General features: G+C 42.1%; 21 protein-coding genes. 8 read left to right on the top strand and 13 right to left on the bottom strand.

The genetic code is table 11. The features are described from left to right. Positions 1 to 202: 202 nt before the first annotated feature. The 6 genes from WFY05_RS13025 to rfaE2 all read right to left on the bottom strand — a co-directional run bounded on the left by WFY05_RS13025 (position 203) and on the right by rfaE2 (position 5,297). Entirely contained in the window at positions 203 to 586 is a 384-nt protein-coding gene (locus tag WFY05_RS13025) for a YkvA family protein (RefSeq protein WP_340113326.1), read from the bottom strand. Beyond that, positions 583 to 1,596, bottom strand: coding sequence for a tRNA dihydrouridine synthase DusB (dusB, locus tag WFY05_RS13020; RefSeq protein ID WP_340113325.1), 1,014 nt, complete (start codon positions 1,594 to 1,596; stop codon positions 583 to 585). The genes WFY05_RS13025 and dusB overlap by 4 nt, the downstream gene beginning before the upstream one ends. Before the next feature lie 56 nt (positions 1,597 to 1,652). Further along, on the bottom strand, positions 1,653 to 2,849 hold the full coding sequence (locus WFY05_RS13015) for an amidohydrolase family protein (protein WP_340113324.1): 1,197 nt from the start codon (positions 2,847 to 2,849) through the stop codon (positions 1,653 to 1,655). After that, positions 2,846 to 3,244, bottom strand: coding sequence for a DUF4296 domain-containing protein (locus tag WFY05_RS13010; protein ID WP_340113323.1), 399 nt, complete (start codon positions 3,242 to 3,244; stop codon positions 2,846 to 2,848). The genes WFY05_RS13015 and WFY05_RS13010 overlap by 4 nt, the downstream gene beginning before the upstream one ends. Positions 3,245 to 3,401: 157 nt before the next feature. Further along, positions 3,402 to 4,760, bottom strand: coding sequence for a DNA repair protein RadA (radA, locus tag WFY05_RS13005; RefSeq protein WP_340113322.1), 1,359 nt, complete (start codon positions 4,758 to 4,760; stop codon positions 3,402 to 3,404). Between the two features lie 48 nt (positions 4,761 to 4,808). Beyond that, complete coding sequence (gene rfaE2 / locus WFY05_RS13000; protein ID WP_340113321.1) at positions 4,809 to 5,297, bottom strand: D-glycero-beta-D-manno-heptose 1-phosphate adenylyltransferase; 489 nt, start codon at positions 5,295 to 5,297, stop codon at positions 4,809 to 4,811. 259 nt (positions 5,298 to 5,556) lie between these two features. Here rfaE2 and WFY05_RS12995 point away from each other — a divergent pair, with 259 nt between their 5' ends. Further along, the gene (locus tag WFY05_RS12995; protein WP_340113320.1) at positions 5,557 to 5,856 is read left to right on the top strand and encodes a hypothetical protein; all 300 of its coding nucleotides are present in this window, start codon (positions 5,557 to 5,559) and stop codon (positions 5,854 to 5,856) included. A 165-nt stretch (positions 5,857 to 6,021) separates the two neighbouring features. Then, complete coding sequence (locus WFY05_RS12990; RefSeq protein ID WP_340113319.1) at positions 6,022 to 6,342, top strand: hypothetical protein; 321 nt, start codon at positions 6,022 to 6,024, stop codon at positions 6,340 to 6,342. Between the two features lie 84 nt (positions 6,343 to 6,426). On the opposite strand, the gene panD is transcribed toward WFY05_RS12990, so the two are convergent. Then, positions 6,427 to 6,777, bottom strand: coding sequence for an aspartate 1-decarboxylase (gene panD / locus WFY05_RS12985; RefSeq protein ID WP_340113318.1), 351 nt, complete (start codon positions 6,775 to 6,777; stop codon positions 6,427 to 6,429). 17 nt (positions 6,778 to 6,794) lie between these two features. Then, positions 6,795 to 7,631 (bottom strand): pantoate--beta-alanine ligase, encoded by an 837-nt coding sequence (panC, locus tag WFY05_RS12980; RefSeq protein WP_340113316.1) that lies wholly within the window; start codon positions 7,629 to 7,631, stop codon positions 6,795 to 6,797. 149 nt (positions 7,632 to 7,780) lie between these two features. On the opposite strand from panC, the gene WFY05_RS12975 reads away from it, so the two are divergent. Further along, positions 7,781 to 8,581, top strand: coding sequence for a glycogen/starch synthase (locus WFY05_RS12975; protein WP_340113315.1), 801 nt, complete (start codon positions 7,781 to 7,783; stop codon positions 8,579 to 8,581). A 142-nt stretch (positions 8,582 to 8,723) separates the two neighbouring features. After that, positions 8,724 to 10,106, top strand: a complete 1,383-nt coding sequence (locus WFY05_RS12970; RefSeq protein ID WP_340113314.1) for a DUF4270 domain-containing protein — start codon at positions 8,724 to 8,726, stop codon at positions 10,104 to 10,106. A 79-nt stretch (positions 10,107 to 10,185) separates the two neighbouring features. Here the strand turns inward: WFY05_RS12970 and WFY05_RS12965 are convergent, their stop codons facing one another. The 3 genes from WFY05_RS12965 to WFY05_RS12955 are packed head-to-tail and all read right to left on the bottom strand — an operon-like array spanning position 10,186 to position 12,096. After that, on the bottom strand, positions 10,186 to 11,133 hold the full coding sequence (locus tag WFY05_RS12965) for a DUF4252 domain-containing protein (RefSeq protein ID WP_340113313.1): 948 nt from the start codon (positions 11,131 to 11,133) through the stop codon (positions 10,186 to 10,188). A gap of 35 nt (positions 11,134 to 11,168) precedes the next feature. Next, positions 11,169 to 11,603: a PG0215 family putative anti-sigma factor gene (locus WFY05_RS12960; protein ID WP_340113312.1), complete on the bottom strand. Its 435-nt coding sequence runs from the start codon at positions 11,601 to 11,603 to the stop codon at positions 11,169 to 11,171. Next, entirely contained in the window at positions 11,566 to 12,096 is a 531-nt protein-coding gene (locus WFY05_RS12955) for a GFO_1088 family ECF-type sigma factor (protein ID WP_340113311.1), read from the bottom strand. The genes WFY05_RS12960 and WFY05_RS12955 overlap by 38 nt, the downstream gene beginning before the upstream one ends. A 127-nt stretch (positions 12,097 to 12,223) precedes the next feature. Between WFY05_RS12955 and WFY05_RS12950 the strand changes: the two genes are divergently transcribed. Continuing rightward, positions 12,224 to 12,793, top strand: a complete 570-nt coding sequence (locus WFY05_RS12950; RefSeq protein WP_340113310.1) for a manganese efflux pump MntP — start codon at positions 12,224 to 12,226, stop codon at positions 12,791 to 12,793. Here WFY05_RS12950 and WFY05_RS12945 read toward each other — a convergent pair. After that, positions 12,790 to 13,197, bottom strand: a complete 408-nt coding sequence (locus tag WFY05_RS12945) for a hypothetical protein (protein ID WP_340113308.1) — start codon at positions 13,195 to 13,197, stop codon at positions 12,790 to 12,792. The two genes, WFY05_RS12950 and WFY05_RS12945, sit on opposite strands and share 4 nt — an antisense overlap. A gap of 187 nt (positions 13,198 to 13,384) precedes the next feature. On the opposite strand from WFY05_RS12945, the gene WFY05_RS12940 reads away from it, so the two are divergent. Genes WFY05_RS12940 through WFY05_RS12930 form a run of 3 tightly spaced genes read left to right on the top strand, consistent with a single transcriptional unit; the run spans position 13,385 to position 16,780 of the window. Continuing rightward, complete coding sequence (locus WFY05_RS12940) at positions 13,385 to 13,834, top strand: 6-pyruvoyl trahydropterin synthase family protein (protein WP_340113306.1); 450 nt, start codon at positions 13,385 to 13,387, stop codon at positions 13,832 to 13,834. Positions 13,835 to 13,845: 11 nt separating this feature from the next. Continuing rightward, positions 13,846 to 16,617 carry a DNA polymerase I gene (gene polA / locus WFY05_RS12935; protein WP_340113304.1) on the top strand — a complete coding sequence of 924 codons (2,772 nt, stop codon included), beginning with the start codon at positions 13,846 to 13,848 and terminating at the stop codon, positions 16,615 to 16,617. Beyond that, positions 16,607 to 16,780 carry a hypothetical protein gene (locus tag WFY05_RS12930; protein ID WP_340113302.1) on the top strand — a complete coding sequence of 58 codons (174 nt, stop codon included), beginning with the start codon at positions 16,607 to 16,609 and terminating at the stop codon, positions 16,778 to 16,780. The genes polA and WFY05_RS12930 overlap by 11 nt, the downstream gene beginning before the upstream one ends. Here WFY05_RS12930 and WFY05_RS12925 read toward each other — a convergent pair. Beyond that, complete coding sequence (locus tag WFY05_RS12925) at positions 16,777 to 17,733, bottom strand: tRNA dihydrouridine synthase (RefSeq protein ID WP_340113301.1); 957 nt, start codon at positions 17,731 to 17,733, stop codon at positions 16,777 to 16,779. The genes WFY05_RS12930 and WFY05_RS12925 overlap by 4 nt on opposite strands. Between the last annotated feature and the right edge of the window lie 86 nt (positions 17,734 to 17,819).

Raw genomic sequence — 17,819 nt, 5'->3', positions numbered from 1 at the left:
CCGAAGCGAGGCTATTCCAAGCTAACAATTCGAAGGTAGTATCCCTTCACAAAAAACAAAAAGCAAGGTTTTTGAATGATTTCCATTCTTCCCCTTAAGCCATACTCTACAGAAATCTCCTTGCATCTATATATTTAGATAAGTGCAATTAATATGCCATAAACCGATAAAAATCAATCTTTAACTTCTGTTAACAAGGCATTTAAAGAATCTTTTCCTCTATTTCTTTTAGTGCGTCGGGTTCGACTGTACCAAACCACTCGGTGAGTTTGGCACGGGCTTTTTCTTTTATTTCAGGGGTGACATTTTGCCCGATCTGGGCAAGTACGAACAATAAAACACCCAGGTCGTCGGAATATCCAATGATGGGTGTAAGATCGAAAATGGCATCCGCAGGCAGGATAAAATACCCCAGAGCGGCGGCAATACTGAACTTGGTTTTTGTTTTTACATGGGGCGATTCCATGGTGTAATACAATACCAGTGCAGCATAAACGACCTTCATACCGGCGTTTTTAGCCTGTTCCTTTAACTTTTCCCAAAGCGATTGTTTGGAAAAGTATTTGCAGTATTTCTGGTCTGTCATTTTAAACTTGCTGTTGAAAAGTCCAACTGATGGTCTCCGTATTCTTCAACGATCTGATCCAGGATTTCGTTCACTTCATCGTTTGTTTCGGCACGCAACAACCTGATTTTCAAATCGCGAAAATTTGGCAATCCCGGAAAATATTTGGCAAAGTGACGTCGCATCATCAAAATCCCCACACGTTCGTCGTTCCGCCATTCCAGGTTCATGCGCAATTGCTGTTTTAGTACATCAACAACCTCGCGAACAATTGGTTGTGGCAAACTTTCCCCAGTGTCGAGAAAATGCCTCACTTCGCGAAACAACCAGGGACGGCCAATAGCTCCACGACCAATCATCAAGGCATCAACACCGGTTGCATCCAGTAAAGCTTTCGCTTTTTCGCCACTGTTAATATCACCGTTGCCAATGATCGGAATTTGAATTTTCGGATTGTTTTTCACTTCGCCAATCAGTGTCCAGTCAGCTTCTCCGGTGTAAAGTTGCTCCCTTGTCCGTCCGTGAATGGCCAGTGCCTGAATGCCGGTGTCCTGCAAGCGCTCCGCAACTTCCATAATGGGTGTATCGCCGGCCATCCAGCCCAAACGCGTTTTTGCAGTTACCGGAACTTTTACGGCTTTCACGATTTCGGCCGTCATCTGCTGCATTTTAGGCAGGTCTTTCAACATGGCAGCCCCGGCACCGTGGCGCACTATTTTTTTCATGGGGCAACCGTAATTGATATCGATAAAATCGGGATTAAATTCTTCGGCCACCTGCGCTGCCCGTACCATCGAATCGATATTGTGCCCGTAGATCTGAATGGCTACCGGACGGTCGAAATCATACAGGTGCATTTTTTGTTTGGTCTTCTCGATGTTGCGAACCAAAGCTTCCGACGATACAAATTCGGTGTACATAACATCGGCACCAAACTTTTTACACATCCAGCGAAACGACTGGTAGGTGACGTCTTCCATAGGCGCCAGAAAAAGTGGTGTGTTCGTTAATTCGATGTTACCGATCTTCATATCGTAAATTCTATTGCGATGCAAAGTTAAAAATATTCGAGTTGGGCAGTGAAAGCTCAGATTAGCCTTTTTACTTTGGCTTTTTTAGTAAGTTTCAGGTTTTTCAGGTCAAGTCCGCTTATGAGATTAACACCCGGTTTTTTGCCGGTTTCGAAAGTCCCGATTTGCTTGTCCAACCCAAGTGCGCGAGCTCCGTTAATGCTTGCCCAACTTAATAGCTCCTCAAACTTCAATGCTTCGAAATGCTGTTGCAAAGTGATCATTTCTTCCAGTATCGACAGCTGATGATTAGAGGCCAAACTATCGGTGCCCAGGCAAATATTCAGCCCGAATTCCTGAAACAGCTGAACCGGAGGTAAAGTATTTTCGATGTACAAATTAGAATTAGGGCACAGAACAAAACTAATATCATTTAAGTCGCGCTGCTTCGATAAATATTCCAAATCAGCCGAGGTAGAAAATGTATTATGAACCAGCAAAAGTTTGTTGCCCTTTGGCAGATGATCCAAAATCCTGTGCAGTGAACTTTGCCCGGTACCTTTCCAGTGCGAAAGATCCAGTTTCAGGTTTTGCTGAAAATGATCGGCAATCGTACCGGTTCCCTTGCCAACAAATTCCTGTTCAGCCTTACTTTCCTGGTTATGAATGGATAAAACACCCTCGTTTTGTTTTGCCCAATCACTGATTTTATGGAACAGCGGATCAGAAACCGAATAAGCCGAATGCGGAACAACTGATGCCGAAAGATTATGCTGTGCAAACTCTGATTGTACCCGGCCGGCCAAAGCAAAAGCCCGCTCGGCACGCGACGGATGAACACCAAAAACCTCAACAAAAGTGTGGTATTGAATTTTGCTTTTAAGTTTGATATTCAACGAAGCCGATGAATTTGAAACATCGCCAACTGCTGCAATTCCGGTGGCATACATTCGTCGGTCGGCTACCTGCATGGCTTTTTGTTGAAGCTCTTCATCACTATCATTTCGAAGTTGATTGATCTGACCGATAAATTCACTCAGCCCGCTTTTTGTAGCAATACGGTTGTGGAGGTGAGAGAATTCGAGATGGCAGTGTGCATTTACAAAACCCGGAACCAAAATTCCGCTGTAATATTCTACACCGGCTTCTTCACGAAAACCGTTATCCCGGGGTTCAATATCCAGGATTGTTCCTTCGTCGTCGCAAATTAAGACTGAATTTTTTACCAGTTCACCACTTCCGGTAAAAAGATATGTAGCAGCAAATTTTCTCACCTCTTGTTTTGGATTGCTTCATCGTCAAACTCCAGCTGTTCTTTTCTCCCCGAGAATTCCTGTTCCATTTCACTCAGTTTGTTCATGACCTCGCGGTACATTTTCTCGAATTTCTTGGGCATGCTGGCGTAATAAACGTACGATTGCTCAAAAAGCGTATCAGGTACTTCGTACTTCTCCAATACCGAAGCGTAAAAGTTGGCTGCAGAATTATCGCGCATAATCGAGTCGTAGCGAAACTTGTTAAAGGTAGCTTCTGCCAGGTGCACATCGACCAACATATTCACCATTTCCTTTTCCTTGATGAGATCCTTCGGTTTGGGCACGATCGGTTTATCGCAGGCAACCAGCATGATTGCCAGTGCAATAAGTAATATTTGAAGTTGCTTCTTCATTTCAGTGCTCCAAATTATAAATAGTTGTGACAGAAATCAAATACGGGAAGTTAAAAAATATTATTTACCCCTGTCTCGACCTTGCCTCCGTTGAGTGAAGTCACTGGCGAAATCAGGGGGTAAACTTTCACCTAAAACTTTTTCTTTAAAATTCAATTTACTTAAATAAAGTTTTGAATACTTCTTCAACCCGACTGACACGAATAATTTCGATGTTGAATTTTTTACTGTCGAAACCTTTGTTGAGTGATGGAACATAAATACGATGGAACCCCAGTTTGGCGGCCTCGGCAATGCGTTGCTCAATGCGGCTGACCGCACGAATCTCACCCGTCAATCCCACCTCACCGGCAAAACAAATTTTGTGGTTGATGGCAATATCGATGTTCGACGAAAGGATGGAACAGATTACGGCCAGGTCGGTTGCAGGATCGTTAATCTTCAATCCCCCGGCGATATTCAGAAAGACATCTTTGGCAATGAGTTTAAAGCCAGCGCGCTTTTCCAACACGGCGAGCAACATGTTAAGCCGACGTAAATCGAAACCGGTAGATGAACGCTGCGGTGTTCCGTAAGCTGCCGAACTTACGAGTGCCTGAATTTCGATGAGAAAGGGCCGCACGCCTTCGATGGTTGCGGCAATGGCAGTTCCACTTACATCTTCGCTAACTTTCGAGATCAGTTGCTCCGAAGGATTGGTGATTTCGCGTAATCCATCGCTGCGCATTTCGAAAATCCCGAGCTCATTAGTCGATCCAAAACGGTTCTTATTCGATCGCAATATACGGTACATATAGTTAGTATCGCCTTCAAACTGAAGCACGGTGTCCACCATGTGTTCCAGAACTTTTGGTCCAGCCAGACTACCTTCTTTGGTAATATGCCCGATTAACACCACCGCCACATCATTTTTCTTGGCGTATTTCTGCAAAGCCGATGCACACTCACGCACCTGCCCCACCGAACCCGGCGACGACTCGATCAGTTCGGTAGAAATGGTTTGAATCGAGTCTATAACTAGCAACTCAGGTTTTACCTGTTCGGTGTGTGCGATTATATGTTCCAGCGAAGTTTCGCTCAAAAACAGACAGGTCCCCACATCTTTGCTCAGGCGTTCGGCCCGCAGTTTTATTTGTTGTAAACTCTCTTCTCCCGAAATGTAGAGTATGTTTTTGTTTTTGAGAGCCAATGCCATTTGCAACGCCAGTGTTGATTTTCCAATTCCGGGATCGCCGCCTAAAAGTATCAGCGAACCGGGAACAATTCCACCACCAAGTACGCGGTTAAATTCTTCAATACCGAGCGAGATCCGGCTGTTTTTTGCGGCCTCAACTTTATCAAGTGTCAGTGGCTGATTACCGGAAAGCTGAACTGAAAGTTTTCCGGAACTTTGCTTTTTTACCACCACTTCCTCAACCAGCGTGTTCCACTCGCCACACGAATTGCAGCGCCCCATCCATTTTGGTGACTGCGCTCCACAGTTCTGACAGGTATATATGCTTTTGGTTTTTGCCATTGTCAATTCTATTTTTGAGGAAAATATACTGCGGAAATCCCAGCAAACTCAGAGATTTTTTATTCGTTTTATCAATTCGCTCGAGGAAATTCCTTCAATCAGTTCGAGAGTTTCAACGCTGCCACCGTTGTTGAGTACTGTATCGTGGCCCGCAATTTCGTGAATTTCGTATTGTGCGCCTTTTACGAGTACATTGGGCACAATTTTGGCGATCAGTTCGGCTGGTGTTTCTTCGTTAAAAATAACTACAGCGTCCACCATTTCAAAAGCTGCCAGCACGGTTGCTCGCTCCACTTCTCCCAATATCGGGCGTTTCTCTCCTTTCAGCATCTGCACCGATTTATCTGAATTCAAGCCAACAATAAGCTTGGTGCCCATTGCCGCCGATTGCTGCAACGAATCTACGTGACCATGATGAATCAGATCGAAGCAACCGTTGGTAAAAACAATGGTATTATTACTTCCTTTCCAGATTTGAAGCAGCGGAGAGAAGGATTCGAAGTCGCGAAATATTTTTGCTTTGGTCGTTAAGTTCATAACTGTCAAAAATAGCCATTAATTTACAATTGCAACAATGCAAAGACCAGCACTGTTATTTAAAGGGATTTCAAATTGCAACCATAAATTTTAACCTCTATAAAATTATATCTTATTCTCATTCTTTTATTTTTGTCAAAGAAGATAATCATATAAAATTGGATGGAGTTGTGGAATTTTGAAACAAATTAATCTCTGATTTCCCTTATTCTGGTGCTAAGGCATTTAACGAAATGATTTATATAAATATCACACCATAATGAAACTATTAAAAATTTGTCCAGTCTGTGGGTGGGACAAGCTTATCCAACCTCCTTACAACATTTACAATGAACCTTCATATGAAATCTGTTTTTGCTGTGGTTTTGAATTTGGGTTTACTGATGCAAATTCAGGATACTCATTTATTGAATGGCGTAAAAAATGGATTGAAAGTTCATATAAGTTTTATTTTCCTAAGAACCACATCCCGGAAGATTGGGGGCAAGATATGGCGATAAAACAGCTAGAAAATGTACAGCAAGTAAACTATTGTCCAAGGTTACATAAAAAATCGTAAAGAGTTTTGATTTTCATTTGATTCAACTGGTCCCAATACTACTAAAAGGTTACTTTTAAATGGGAATTGATTACCAAAAAATTAGGTTATACATTGATCCTGGTTTTATCAAATCAAACCTATCTAAAGCAGAGCTTCAAATACTTCCTGAATAATTATAGAATTATGAATGAACAAGATTATTGCGACCATGTTTCGAAATGCTTTTTACAGAAATTCCCAAATGCAAAAAAAACTGGAGAAAGAATTCCAAGAACAATGGGGGCCTGGCATGTAGAGTTTCTTCTTAAAAACCATGCAATATTTATAAGCTCAGACAGAGGTTTTCTTGAGTTTCATGTTTTTAATTCGGATGGGGTTAATTTAGGGTTGATGACGACAAACCCAGATATTTTTAACGATTTCTTTTCCCTCAATCTTGAGAACATCGATATTATTGTCAATTTCCTTTATGATCATAGAGAAGAAATATTTCGAAAAGACTAATTAAAATATATTCAGGGAGTATCGTTCATTCCCAGATTCCCTTATTTTGCGTGAAGTAACATTTCTGTTATAAATACTCTTCAGTTAAACAATGCTGTTGGTTTCGGTATCAGGAAAAACCAGGCTTGGCTTAAAGCTTTTGGCTTCTTCGAAGTCCATTTGTGCGTAGGAAATAATAATCACAACATCGCCCACCGCCACTTTTCGTGCTGCCGGCCCGTTGAGGCAAATGGTACCTGTCCCGCGCTCACCTTTAATCACGTAGGTTTCAAGGCGCTCACCGTTATTAATGTTCACAATCTGAACCTTTTCGTTCTCGATCAGGTTAGCGGCATCCATCAAATCTTCGTCGATGGTAATACTGCCCACATACTGAAGATTGGCTTCAGTAACGGTTACCTTATGAATTTTCGATTTACAAACTTCAATCAGCATAACAATGCACTTTCGGTTTACAAAATAATATTGTCGATCAATCTAACTTTTCCACAGAACACAGCAACACAGGCTATTTTTGTTGTGGGTTCGTCCCAGCTTTTAACCGTTTGCAGTTCTTCGTCGTCAACTATCTCTACATATTCAACATCGAGGAAGGGGTTATTGTTGATCTCATTACTTATCCATTCCACGAGTTCTTGTACGCTTTTTTGCGTTTTAAGTTCTTTGGCGCTAAACAGCGTTTTTGCAATTACTGAGGCATTCTTACGTTCTTCGGCCGACAGCAATTCATTCCGCGAGCTCATGGCCAGTCCGCTGTCTTCGCGAACAATAGCGCAAGGTACAATTTCAACAGAAAGATCCAGCTGTTTCACCATGTTTTTTATGATGGCCAGTTGCTGAAAATCCTTTAATCCAAAGTACGCTTTATCGGGCTTCACCATGTCGAACAGGCGACTCACCACCTGTGCCACACCATTAAAATGCCCCGGACGGAATTTCCCTTCCATCACCTCTTCCAGCTTTCCGAAATTAAATATTCGGGTGTCTTGTTCGGGATAAACTTCCTTTGCATCGGGTGCAAAAACAAGATCGCATTCTGTGGTTTTAAGCAAGTTTAAATCCGCTTCCAGAGTGCGCGGATAACGTTCCAGATCTTTAGGGTCGTTAAACTGATTCGGGTTCACAAAGATACTGACAACTACCAAACTGTTATCAGCCACAGCCTGCTTTACCAGTGAGATATGCCCTTCGTGCAAAGCTCCCATGGTCGGTACAAATCCAACGGAAGCTCCCTTGCCTGAATCCTGAATTTGCTGTTGTAATTCGCCGACCGTTTTAAGCAGTTTCATTCCCTAAAATTTGAGGCTGCAAAATAAACAAATAATATTGGTATAACCGCACAAAAATTCGTGATACCAGCTGAAGCTAACCAACTTAAATTGAATATTAAGTTTATTTTTATTAATTTTGCAGCCTGTTTTTAACTGTACTTTGGTTGATGAAAAAGAAAAGAATCCTTTATATTTCACAAGAGATTACCCCCTACCTGCCTGAAAGCGAAATGTCGGAAATTGCCCGTTACCTGCCACAAGGTGTTCAGGAAAAGGGAAGAGAGATTAGAACGTTCATGCCCCGGTATGGCTGTGTTAACGAGCGTCGTAATCAATTGCACGAGGTCATTCGCCTGTCGGGAATGAACCTGGTAATTAACGACACCGATCATCCATTAATCATAAAAGTAGCCTCTATCCAGGCAGCCCGGATGCAAGTTTATTTTATTGATAATGAAGATTATTTTCATCGCAAAACCGTTCTAACAGATAAGAATGGCAAAGAGCTTGAAGATAACGACGAACGCGCGATTTTCTTTGCACGCGGTGTTCTGGAAACAGTTATCAAGTTGCGCTGGGCACCGGATATTATTCACTGCCACGGCTGGCTTACTTCGCTCGTGCCGCTTTACATTAAAAAATACTACTACAACGATCCTTTGTTCAGCCAATCGAAAGTGGTTTACTCGGCCTACAACGACGATTTTAAAAATCCACTGAACAAGGAATTCAACCAAAAACTATTGCTCGAAGGAATCACCCCGGAAGATGTTGCTACCCTTGATGATCCCACTTATGTAAATGTAAATAAGATGGCCATCGATTATTCTGATGCCGTGATCCAGGGAACGGAGGAAATCAATCCTGCCGTAAAAGAGCACATCAAAAAAAGCGAGAAACTGTTCCTCGATTACCAGTCGAAAGAAACTTACATTGATGCGTATAACGAGTTTTACGATAAGGTGTAAGCACAGTTTTTGTTAAAAGATTGAAATAATATTTTAAAAACTACAATTTAACAATGTTTGCCGGAATGCTCTCGTTGTTTTTTCATACGTTTGTGTAATTTTTCAGAAACAGAACAGAGCATAAAATAAAATCAGAACACAGGTGAGATATTATATAAATCAGATACTTAAATATACGAGTGTTGCTTTTGTACTGGCACTTTTATTTACAGCTTGTAACGAAGACAGCGACCTGGGAATTGAGATTCTTCCGGGAACCGATCTGATCAATGTGAAAAATGCTGTAATTAAAGACCAGTTGAGTGCTTACGCGAACAGCGAATTTGGAATTGTAACCAGTAAGTCAGATTACAACTTGCTTGGAAGTTTCCAGGATCCTGTTTTTGGTAACACAACGGTCAACTTCGCTACCCAGGTGCGGTTAACTGCTTATCCCGATTTTGGAAGCAATCCTGTGGTTGATTCCACTTTTTTGTTTTTGTATTACAGGAGCGTATACGGCGATACAATAACGCCACAAAACATCAAAGTATACGAACTGGAATCATCGCTTGATGCCGATGCGGAATATGAGCAGGACATCGATCTTAAATCTATGGCCTCGACCGAAGTAATTGGGGAAAAGACATTTACCCCGCAAATTGAACTGGATTCTGCCACACTGGACACTCTGTACCAGATCATAAAAATTCCAATTGAAAACAGCATTGGTCAAAAACTGGCAGATGCCGATTCGCTCGATTTAATTTCGAACGATGTTTTTCTGGAATACTTTAAAGGATTCTACCTCGAATCAGAAAATATTAATACATCAGGATCCGGATCGCTGGTAAAACTTATAGCTTCTTCAAGCAGTACATTCCAGGGGTCGGCCTTGTTGCTGTATTACAACAACGATGAAAATAAAGCCCTTGCATTAGACGATGACGACGAAACGCAGCCTGATACTATGTCGATGCCATTTCTAATCACTCAGTACAGTGCCCGGGTTAATAATATTACACACGATTACTCAGGAACACCGTTTTACGACGAACTGGATCAGGGGGTAGAGCAGGATGATTACATTTATGTTCAACCTACAGGCGGACTTAAATCGCACATTACAATTGGTGAACTTTCGGGCTGGAGAGATTCGCTGAATACAGCGATCAACAAAGCGGAGCTGGTTTTCCAGGTAGATACTGTAGCCAGTGAGGTTGAGAAATATCCGCCACCTTCGAAACTCACATTGACTTTTATTGACAAAGACAGCATTGAGCGATTACCGATCGATTATTATTACAGTCCGATCTTTCACGATGGTAACCTGAGAGAGGATTATTCCTATCATTTTAATATTACGCAGCACGTACAGCGTGTGATCAATGTGCTTGATCCGGATCTTGACGAATATGTGGGTAACCAGGGTTTTGTAATTACAACCGGTCAAAACAGCGACGATCCACGCAGGGTAGTTCTAGAAGGTACCGGTCGCGAAAATGGTGTTCAGTTGATCATTACCTATTCGAAATACCTGCAATAGCTGAAGATACGAGATAAGCAAAATACAAGAAAAGGGCAGATCGCATGGATCTGCCCTTATCCTTTGAAGCCGGGATATGTTATTTTGTAATGATCCGAACAATGGTGATTTCACTGTTCTTCTCGTCCTTTTTAACATCGATGGTTTGAATCGTTTCTTTTTCCAGCTCCTTAATTTTTTCAGCATCCACCTTTTTACCGTTCAGATAATATTCGGTACTGTCGCCGGGATAATTCAGAAAGATGGGCTGGCGGCCATATTTCTCTGCCATCTCGCGGTATTTCTCAGCCATTTCCATTTGTTTTTGAGCCTGCATTTCAGCCTGCTCCTGTATTTCCTGCATCTGCTTGTCGGATAAAGCTGCCTGTCGCTCGGCCATTACACGGGCCTGTACTGCCATTTGCTCAATCCGTTCTTCATCAATGTAAGGCTCATAAGCACCGTAAGGACTTTTATTGTCTATTTTATACAGGTTCTCCAATCCACGCAGGTTCATGGCTTTACTTAGCGAGGCCACATTTGCCAGGTCAATCTTTCCATCCAGTTCAACCAGGCTGGTTGCGGTATTCGAGTTGGTGACCAGTGCCAGCGAATTGATCTCCCCGTTTCTCTTTTTGAGGTACACTTTAACATCTTCACCCATTCTTTTTTCGGTTTTCAATAAAGTGTAATCACCGGTGTTGTAATGCGCAAGAATATCTATGTGCAGCTTCCCTAAATCGGGTTTAGACGTTTTGACTCCTGCACCGGCCTGCTCGTTAAATGCCGCGTAAGCATTACCAAACTTGCTTTGCGAAACCACCAGTATATTATCCAGATTCTTTAACGCAGCTGCCACTTCCGAATCTTTATCCAGATCTTTCTTTTTCATGTACAGATCGAACATATCGCTGCTAAGCATGCTTGCACTAAATCCATCCTGGTCAGCATAATTTGTAGTTAGCTGTTTAAAAAAGCCTTCTACATTCTGCGACTGTACTGTAATCGATATACCGATCAACAGTACCATTAAAATCAATTGTCTCATTTTTGATATTTTTTAGTTCTTGTTTCTATCCCCTGCTAATTCACTATTATCTCAACATCATTATCCACCCAGAGCACCAGCATATCCTTTTGTTCCTCGGGTTGCAGACTGCTCGACATCTGGTATAGCGCCTGTTCCATCACATAAAACTGACTTTCCAACTCCCGTTGCTGTTGTTTTCTGAAATCGAGATAAACAGCCAGAACAACCAGGATCATTGCTGCTGCAGAACTGAATGAATACCAGCGCATCTTCCTCACTTTATTTCGGTCGTGCTTTTCCTCAACTCCAGCAAAAAGCAATTCTTCCAGGTCATTCGGAACGGCTGCTTCATTTTCAAAGTAGCCAAACATATCCTGATCCGGTCCTGCTCTTTCATCCGCTCCAAGTAATTCTTTCAGCTGCTGTTCTTCTTCCAGCGATGTCTCTCCCTTATAGTACTTGTCGAGCAATTTTTCCTGATTGGTCATATTCATACTTTTTATTCACTTCATCTTTAACTTTCTGTCGCGCCCTCGAAAGGATTACTCTAATGTAGGGCACTTCGTAACCGGTCATTTCACTTATTTCGTCGAACTCAAAACCATCGATGTCGCGCAGCCTGATAACTTCCCTGTATTTTTCGGGCAGTGCTTCGATGGCCATCCTGACATGTTCAAACTGCTCTTTTATTTCCATCCCTGAATCTGTTGACAGGCTGTGCAGTTTGTGTTCTTCCTTTTCGCTAATTCGTTGCGGTCGCTTCTTTTTCAACAGGTCGAAACTGTGGTTTTTGGCCATGGTAATAATGTAAGCCGTTTGGTTGGTACACTGCACCAGGTCGTTCCTTTTGTCCCACAATTTCACCATCAGGTCCTGCAAGGCATCGCGCGTTTCTTCCTCGTTTTTTAGTATCCTGAACAACATTGGATACAACTTTCGCGAAAATGGAATAACCGTATTATTAAACTCCTCTGTGGTCATCTGTTAAATGAGACGATTTGATGTTGAATTTATAACAAACCGATGGTAAATATTACAATTTATAATTCGAAAGTCATCGTGACACTTTACTTAATCTGATTGCAAATGCTTACTTTTGCAGCTCTCGATGACTGTTTTTCAATTCATAACATTTTTACTGATCGGGCTGGGATTGAGTTTCGATTCCTTTGCAGTTTCTGTATCGATTGGTCTACTTCGTCGCGATATACGGTTTTTGCAGGCCTGCAAAATTGCCTTTTCGCTGGCTTTTTTTCAGGCTACTTTCCCTGTAATTGGTTGGATGATCGGTAATGTAATTGAAGATCTTATTGTTTCAGTAGATCACTGGATAGCCTTTGGGCTGCTATTGCTTATCGGAGGGAAAATGGTTTACGAAGGCCTAAAAGACGAGAATACCTTAAGCAATTTAAATCCGTTTAAACTGACCGTGCTGATAGCACTATCGATCGCTACCAGTATTGATGCATTTGTGGTTGGAATTACCTTCGGATTTCTTGAAACACCCATTGCTTTTCCGGCAGCGGTTATCGGATCAGTAACCTTTATTGCTTCAATGCTGGGGCTGTTATTCGGCAAAAACATTCCGGCCAAACGCAGTCACCAATCCTTAATTCTTGGAGGTATTATTTTAATGTTGATCGGGATAAAAACGCTGGTAGAGCACCTGTGGTTCTAGTCTGCCAACCTGTTAATCTGAAGTACAACCTTATAGTCTTCAGGATCAATTTCAACCGACAGGTCGGGATAAGGCAAAACATCAGTCAGTATGATTTCATAATTCAGTACTGTATCCCTCTGATTGTCGAAAGTGCTTAGAACCAAATGATTTTCAGCCTCTGCAATTAAAGTCATAAAAACTTTGGCTTCACCTTGCCAGATACAAGTAGCACCAATCGGACAACGCGAATCATGAATATTGTCAATCCTGATTTGAAGTTTTTCATCCATCGACCGGTAATTGCGGAGCACATCAAACTCCGTTTCGTTTTCGTATTGAAATTCACCGGAATCGTAAACCTCAGTTTCACACGAAAAAAACAGATAGGGAAGTAAAACGATTATGAAGAACAGCTTTTTCATTGAATAGATTATATATTACAGATGCCTGAACACAATAAATGGTTGCGTGGGTTTTTCGGAGATTGAATTTAATGTTTTCCGAAAAAACCTTACTTTCATGCGATTAAAATTTTTTATGTAGAAAGTATCACATGGAACCCGTCCCGACTTAACGGAACTCGTTTCACAGATCCAAAAATCAATCTAAATGTCTTTAATCAGGGTCACAAGGAATTTTCATTTCGAGATGGCGCATGCCTTGTATGAATACGATGGAATTTGCCGAAATATTCATGGCCACACTTATCATTTGGAAGTAACGCTGCTTGGTGATCCCAAAACGGAACCGGGTCATCCGAAAGACGGAATGGTAATCGATTTTGGTCAGCTAAAAGAGTTGGTTCAAAAAAAAGTAATCTTTCATTTCGATCATGCTTTGGTGGTGAATTCACTGTTCCCCGATGATCACATCGATGCTTTCAAAAAGGCTACCGAACGACTGATCGTGGTCGATTTTCAACCTACTACTGAAAACTTGTTGTTACATTTTGCACAAATTCTTCAACAAGCTTTCCCTTCAAACGTTTCTCTTTTTAGCATGCGACTTTTCGAAACATCGAATTCTTATGCCGAATGGTTTGCAACTGATAATCCGTAATACATTAAAATATGCCAGAAGCCGATCAACAAAATCTATTTCTTCTTGATGCGTACGCATTGATCTACCGCAGTTATTTTGCTTTTATCCGCAATCCGCGTTTCAACTCGAAAGGAGTGAATACCTCGGCAATGCTGGGTGTAACCAACACCATTGTGCAACTTCTGGAAAAGGAAAATCCGGATTTTATAGGTGTGGTTTTCGATGTTTCGGCACCCACTTTCAGGCACGAGATGTACAAAGAATACAAAGCCAACCGTGAAGAAATGCCCGAAGATCTGCGGAAATCGATTCCCTACATCCGGAAAATCATTGAAGCATTTAATATCCCGATTATCGAAAAAGCAGGATACGAAGCCGACGATGTTATTGGAACCCTTGCAAAAAAGGCAGAAACAGAAGGTTTTACCACTTACATGATGACACCGGACAAGGATTATGCCCAGCTTGTTTCGGACCATGTTTTGATGTTCAAACCGGGGAAAGCCGGTGGCGATGCAGAAGTATGGGGCACGGATGAAGTGAAGGAAAATTTCGGCATCGACAAAGCTGAACAGATGATCGACATACTCGGGCTGATGGGCGATTCGGCCGATAATATACCGGGATGTCCGGGCATTGGCCCCAAAACAGCACAAAAACTTATTGCTCAGTACAGCAGCATTGATGGCATTTACGAGAACATCGATCAATTGAAAGGCAAACAAAAAGAAAATCTGGTCGAGAATGAAGAACAGGTTCGTCTCTCCAGAAAACTCGCCACCATTATCACCGATGTACCGATCGATTTTGATAAAAAAGGACTTACCCGCGAAGAGTTTCACAAAGAAGACCTGCGAAAGTTATTTGAAGAACTGGAGTTTAAATCGCTAATCTCCCGTTTGGAATTGAGTGATGTGCCCCAGCAACCGGCCATGCAGGGTACACTTTTCGGTGCCCCTGAAACAGCCACTTCTGAAACAAAAACAACTGAAAATATCGAAACGGTACCCCACCAGTATTACCTGGTTGAAAATGAAATGCAACGTGCCAGCCTGCGTGCTGAACTTTCGGTACAAAAAGAGTTTTGTTTCGATACAGAAACTACAGGGCTTGATCCGCACACGGCCGAAATTGTTGCCATGTCGTTTTCGTTCCGAACCCACGAGGCGTATTGTGTCACACTTCCTAAAAAACGTGAGGAAGCCCAAAAAATCATGGACGAATTCCGGGAAGTTTTTGCCGATGAGAATGTGGTAAAAATCGGGCAGAACATAAAATACGATATTCTGATTCTGAGTAACTACGACATTCCGGTGAAAGGGAAATTGTACGACACCATGTTAGCGCATTACCTCATCCAGCCCGATATGAAACACAACCTCGACCAGTTGTGCCTGCAGTACCTGAATTACGAGAAAGTTCCGACCGTACAACTCATCGGGAAAAAAGGAAAAAACCAGCTGACAATGCGTTCGGTGCCAACCGATAAATTGCGCGATTATGCCTGCGAAGATGCCGATTTGACCTTGCAACTGAAACTGACCATTGATCCGGAAGTAGACAAAGCCGGTGTACGCGAACTTTTTGAAACGATTGAAATGCCGCTGGTTCCTGTACTAACTGAGATGGAACGCGCAGGAGTTAAAATTAATACAGAAGAACTGAATACTTATGCAAAAAAATTGCGCGAGCAGATCATCCAACTTGAAAAAGAGATTATTGATCTGGCCGGTGAAGAATTTAATGTTTCGTCGCCCAAACAACTTGGACCAATTTTGTTTGAGAAGCTGAAAATCGACAGCAATGCGAAAAAAACAAAAACCAAGCAATACTCTACTTCCGAAGATGTGCTGATTCGTTTGGTCGATCGCCATCCGATTGTGCAAAAAGTACTGGATTTCCGCGGGCTTAAAAAATTGCTTTCCACCTATGTTGAAGCTTTACCGCTGTTGGTGAATAAACAAACCGGGAAAATACATACTTCCTATAATCAGGCCATTGCGGCTACGGGACGATTGAGCTCAGTGAATCCAAATCTCCAAAATATTCCAATTCGCGATGCGGCCGGGCGCGAAATGAGAAAAGCCTTTATTCCTTCGGATGATAAGCATGTTTTTCTTTCGGCCGACTACTCGCAGATTGAATTACGAATAATGGCCGCACTTAGCGAAGACGAAGAGATGAAGCGTGCTTTTAACGAAGGGAAGGACATACATGCCATTACCGCAGCAAAAATCAATAAAATAGATGAAGGGGAAGTAGATGCTGATATGCGGCGAAAAGCAAAAACGGCCAACTTCGGAATTATTTACGGCATTTCGGCTTTTGGCCTGTCGCAACGACTAAACATCTCACGTTCTGAAGCCAAAGATCTGATTGATGGTTATTTCGAGAGTTTTCCAAAGATCAAGGAATTTATGGACAAACAAATAAAACTGGCACAGGACCAGGGTTACGTTGAAACCATTAAAGGCCGCCGGCGCTATCTTAAAGACATTAATTCGGCCAATGCAGTGGTTCGCGGAATGGCCGAACGAAATGCGATAAATGCTCCAATCCAGGGATCGGCAGCAGACGTCATTAAAATTGCGATGATCAATATTCATCGCGAAATGGAGAAACAAAACCTAAAATCGAAAATGATCATTCAGGTACACGATGAATTAAATTTCGATATTTACAAACCGGAACTCGAATCGATGAAAAAGCTGGTAAAGACAAAAATGGAAGAGGCAGTAAACATTGGAGTTCAGTTGATTGTTGAAATGAATGCAGCAAATAACTGGTTGGATGCACACTAGAAAAATGATCACAGAAATTGAAACTGAGGAGGATTACCGCGAGGCACTGAACCGCTTTCTACAAATTTGCAACATTCCCAAAAACGAAAAAGAGGAACAGGAATTCTTTCGACTGTCAAAACTTATGGAAGAGTACGAAGAAAAAAATTGTCGTTACGATTAGCAACTCTGCTTCAAAGCCGAATCCCGAATCAGCAATAAAGCTTCCCGTTTTATGTCGTTCAGGCTCTTCGATTTTTTTATTTTCTTAAATACACGGGACTGATCATCAAAATGATGGCTGAAATAAATCCAGCATTGCCTGAGTTTGTTCACAGCATTTCCCTCGTTATCGGCAGTCTGTAAATACGCTTCCACAATTTCATCATGAAATTCGTGCAAGATTGTACGTTTTTCTTCTTCTGTAAATCGCTTTCCCTTAATTTCTGCAGGTAAAAAAGCATTCATCAATATTCCGCGTCCCAACATCCAGTCGCTCACATCGGCAAACTTATCCGAACGGCTTTCAAAAGCTTCAACCGAAAAAATATCGCCGTTATATACCACAGGGTGCTCCGACCTCGCGACGGCTAATTGAAAAGCCTCATCGTTTATGGGACCTTTGTACAACTGCTGTGCAACTCGCGCGTGCAGAATAATCTCTGATGCAGGATAGTCGTTCAATACCTGAATTATCGCTTTCAGCTCGTCCGGGCTTTTTAATCCGGCACGCAGTTTAACCGAAAGTTTCAGCTTGAAATGCCGAAAAAATCCGTCGAGAATCGATCGTAATTCATTCGGATTCGCGAGAAGAGCAGCTCCCCGTCCGCGATTGGTAACCATTGGATACGGACAGCCCAAATTCAGGTTCGCTTCAGAGTACCCGTGATCTTTTACTACTGAAATCAAAAAGTACAGTTCCTGCACATCGCGGAACAAAAGCTGCGGAACACATCTTCCGTAAAGATTATTTTCCGGTCGGATTTCACGCTCGTATTTCTTTAATAGTTTGTCGTTCGGCGCCGTAATGTAGGGAATGAAAAACGCATCGACACCGGAAAAGATGTTTGCATATGCTTTTCGATATACGTAATCAGTGAATCCTTGTATTGGCGCCAGGTAAATCATAAACTTCATTCCGTAAAATCGGGAATTAAAATACACAATTCAAACTTATGCCGTGTGCTGTACCTTCAAAATAACATACAGAAGACAACAAAATT

Source organism: Maribellus mangrovi, assembly GCF_037646455.1.
Lineage (GTDB): Bacteria > Bacteroidota > Bacteroidia > Bacteroidales > Prolixibacteraceae > Draconibacterium > Draconibacterium mangrovi_A.
The sequence above is the reverse complement of the archived record's forward strand: the minus strand, read 5'-3'. Positions and strand labels throughout refer to the sequence as shown.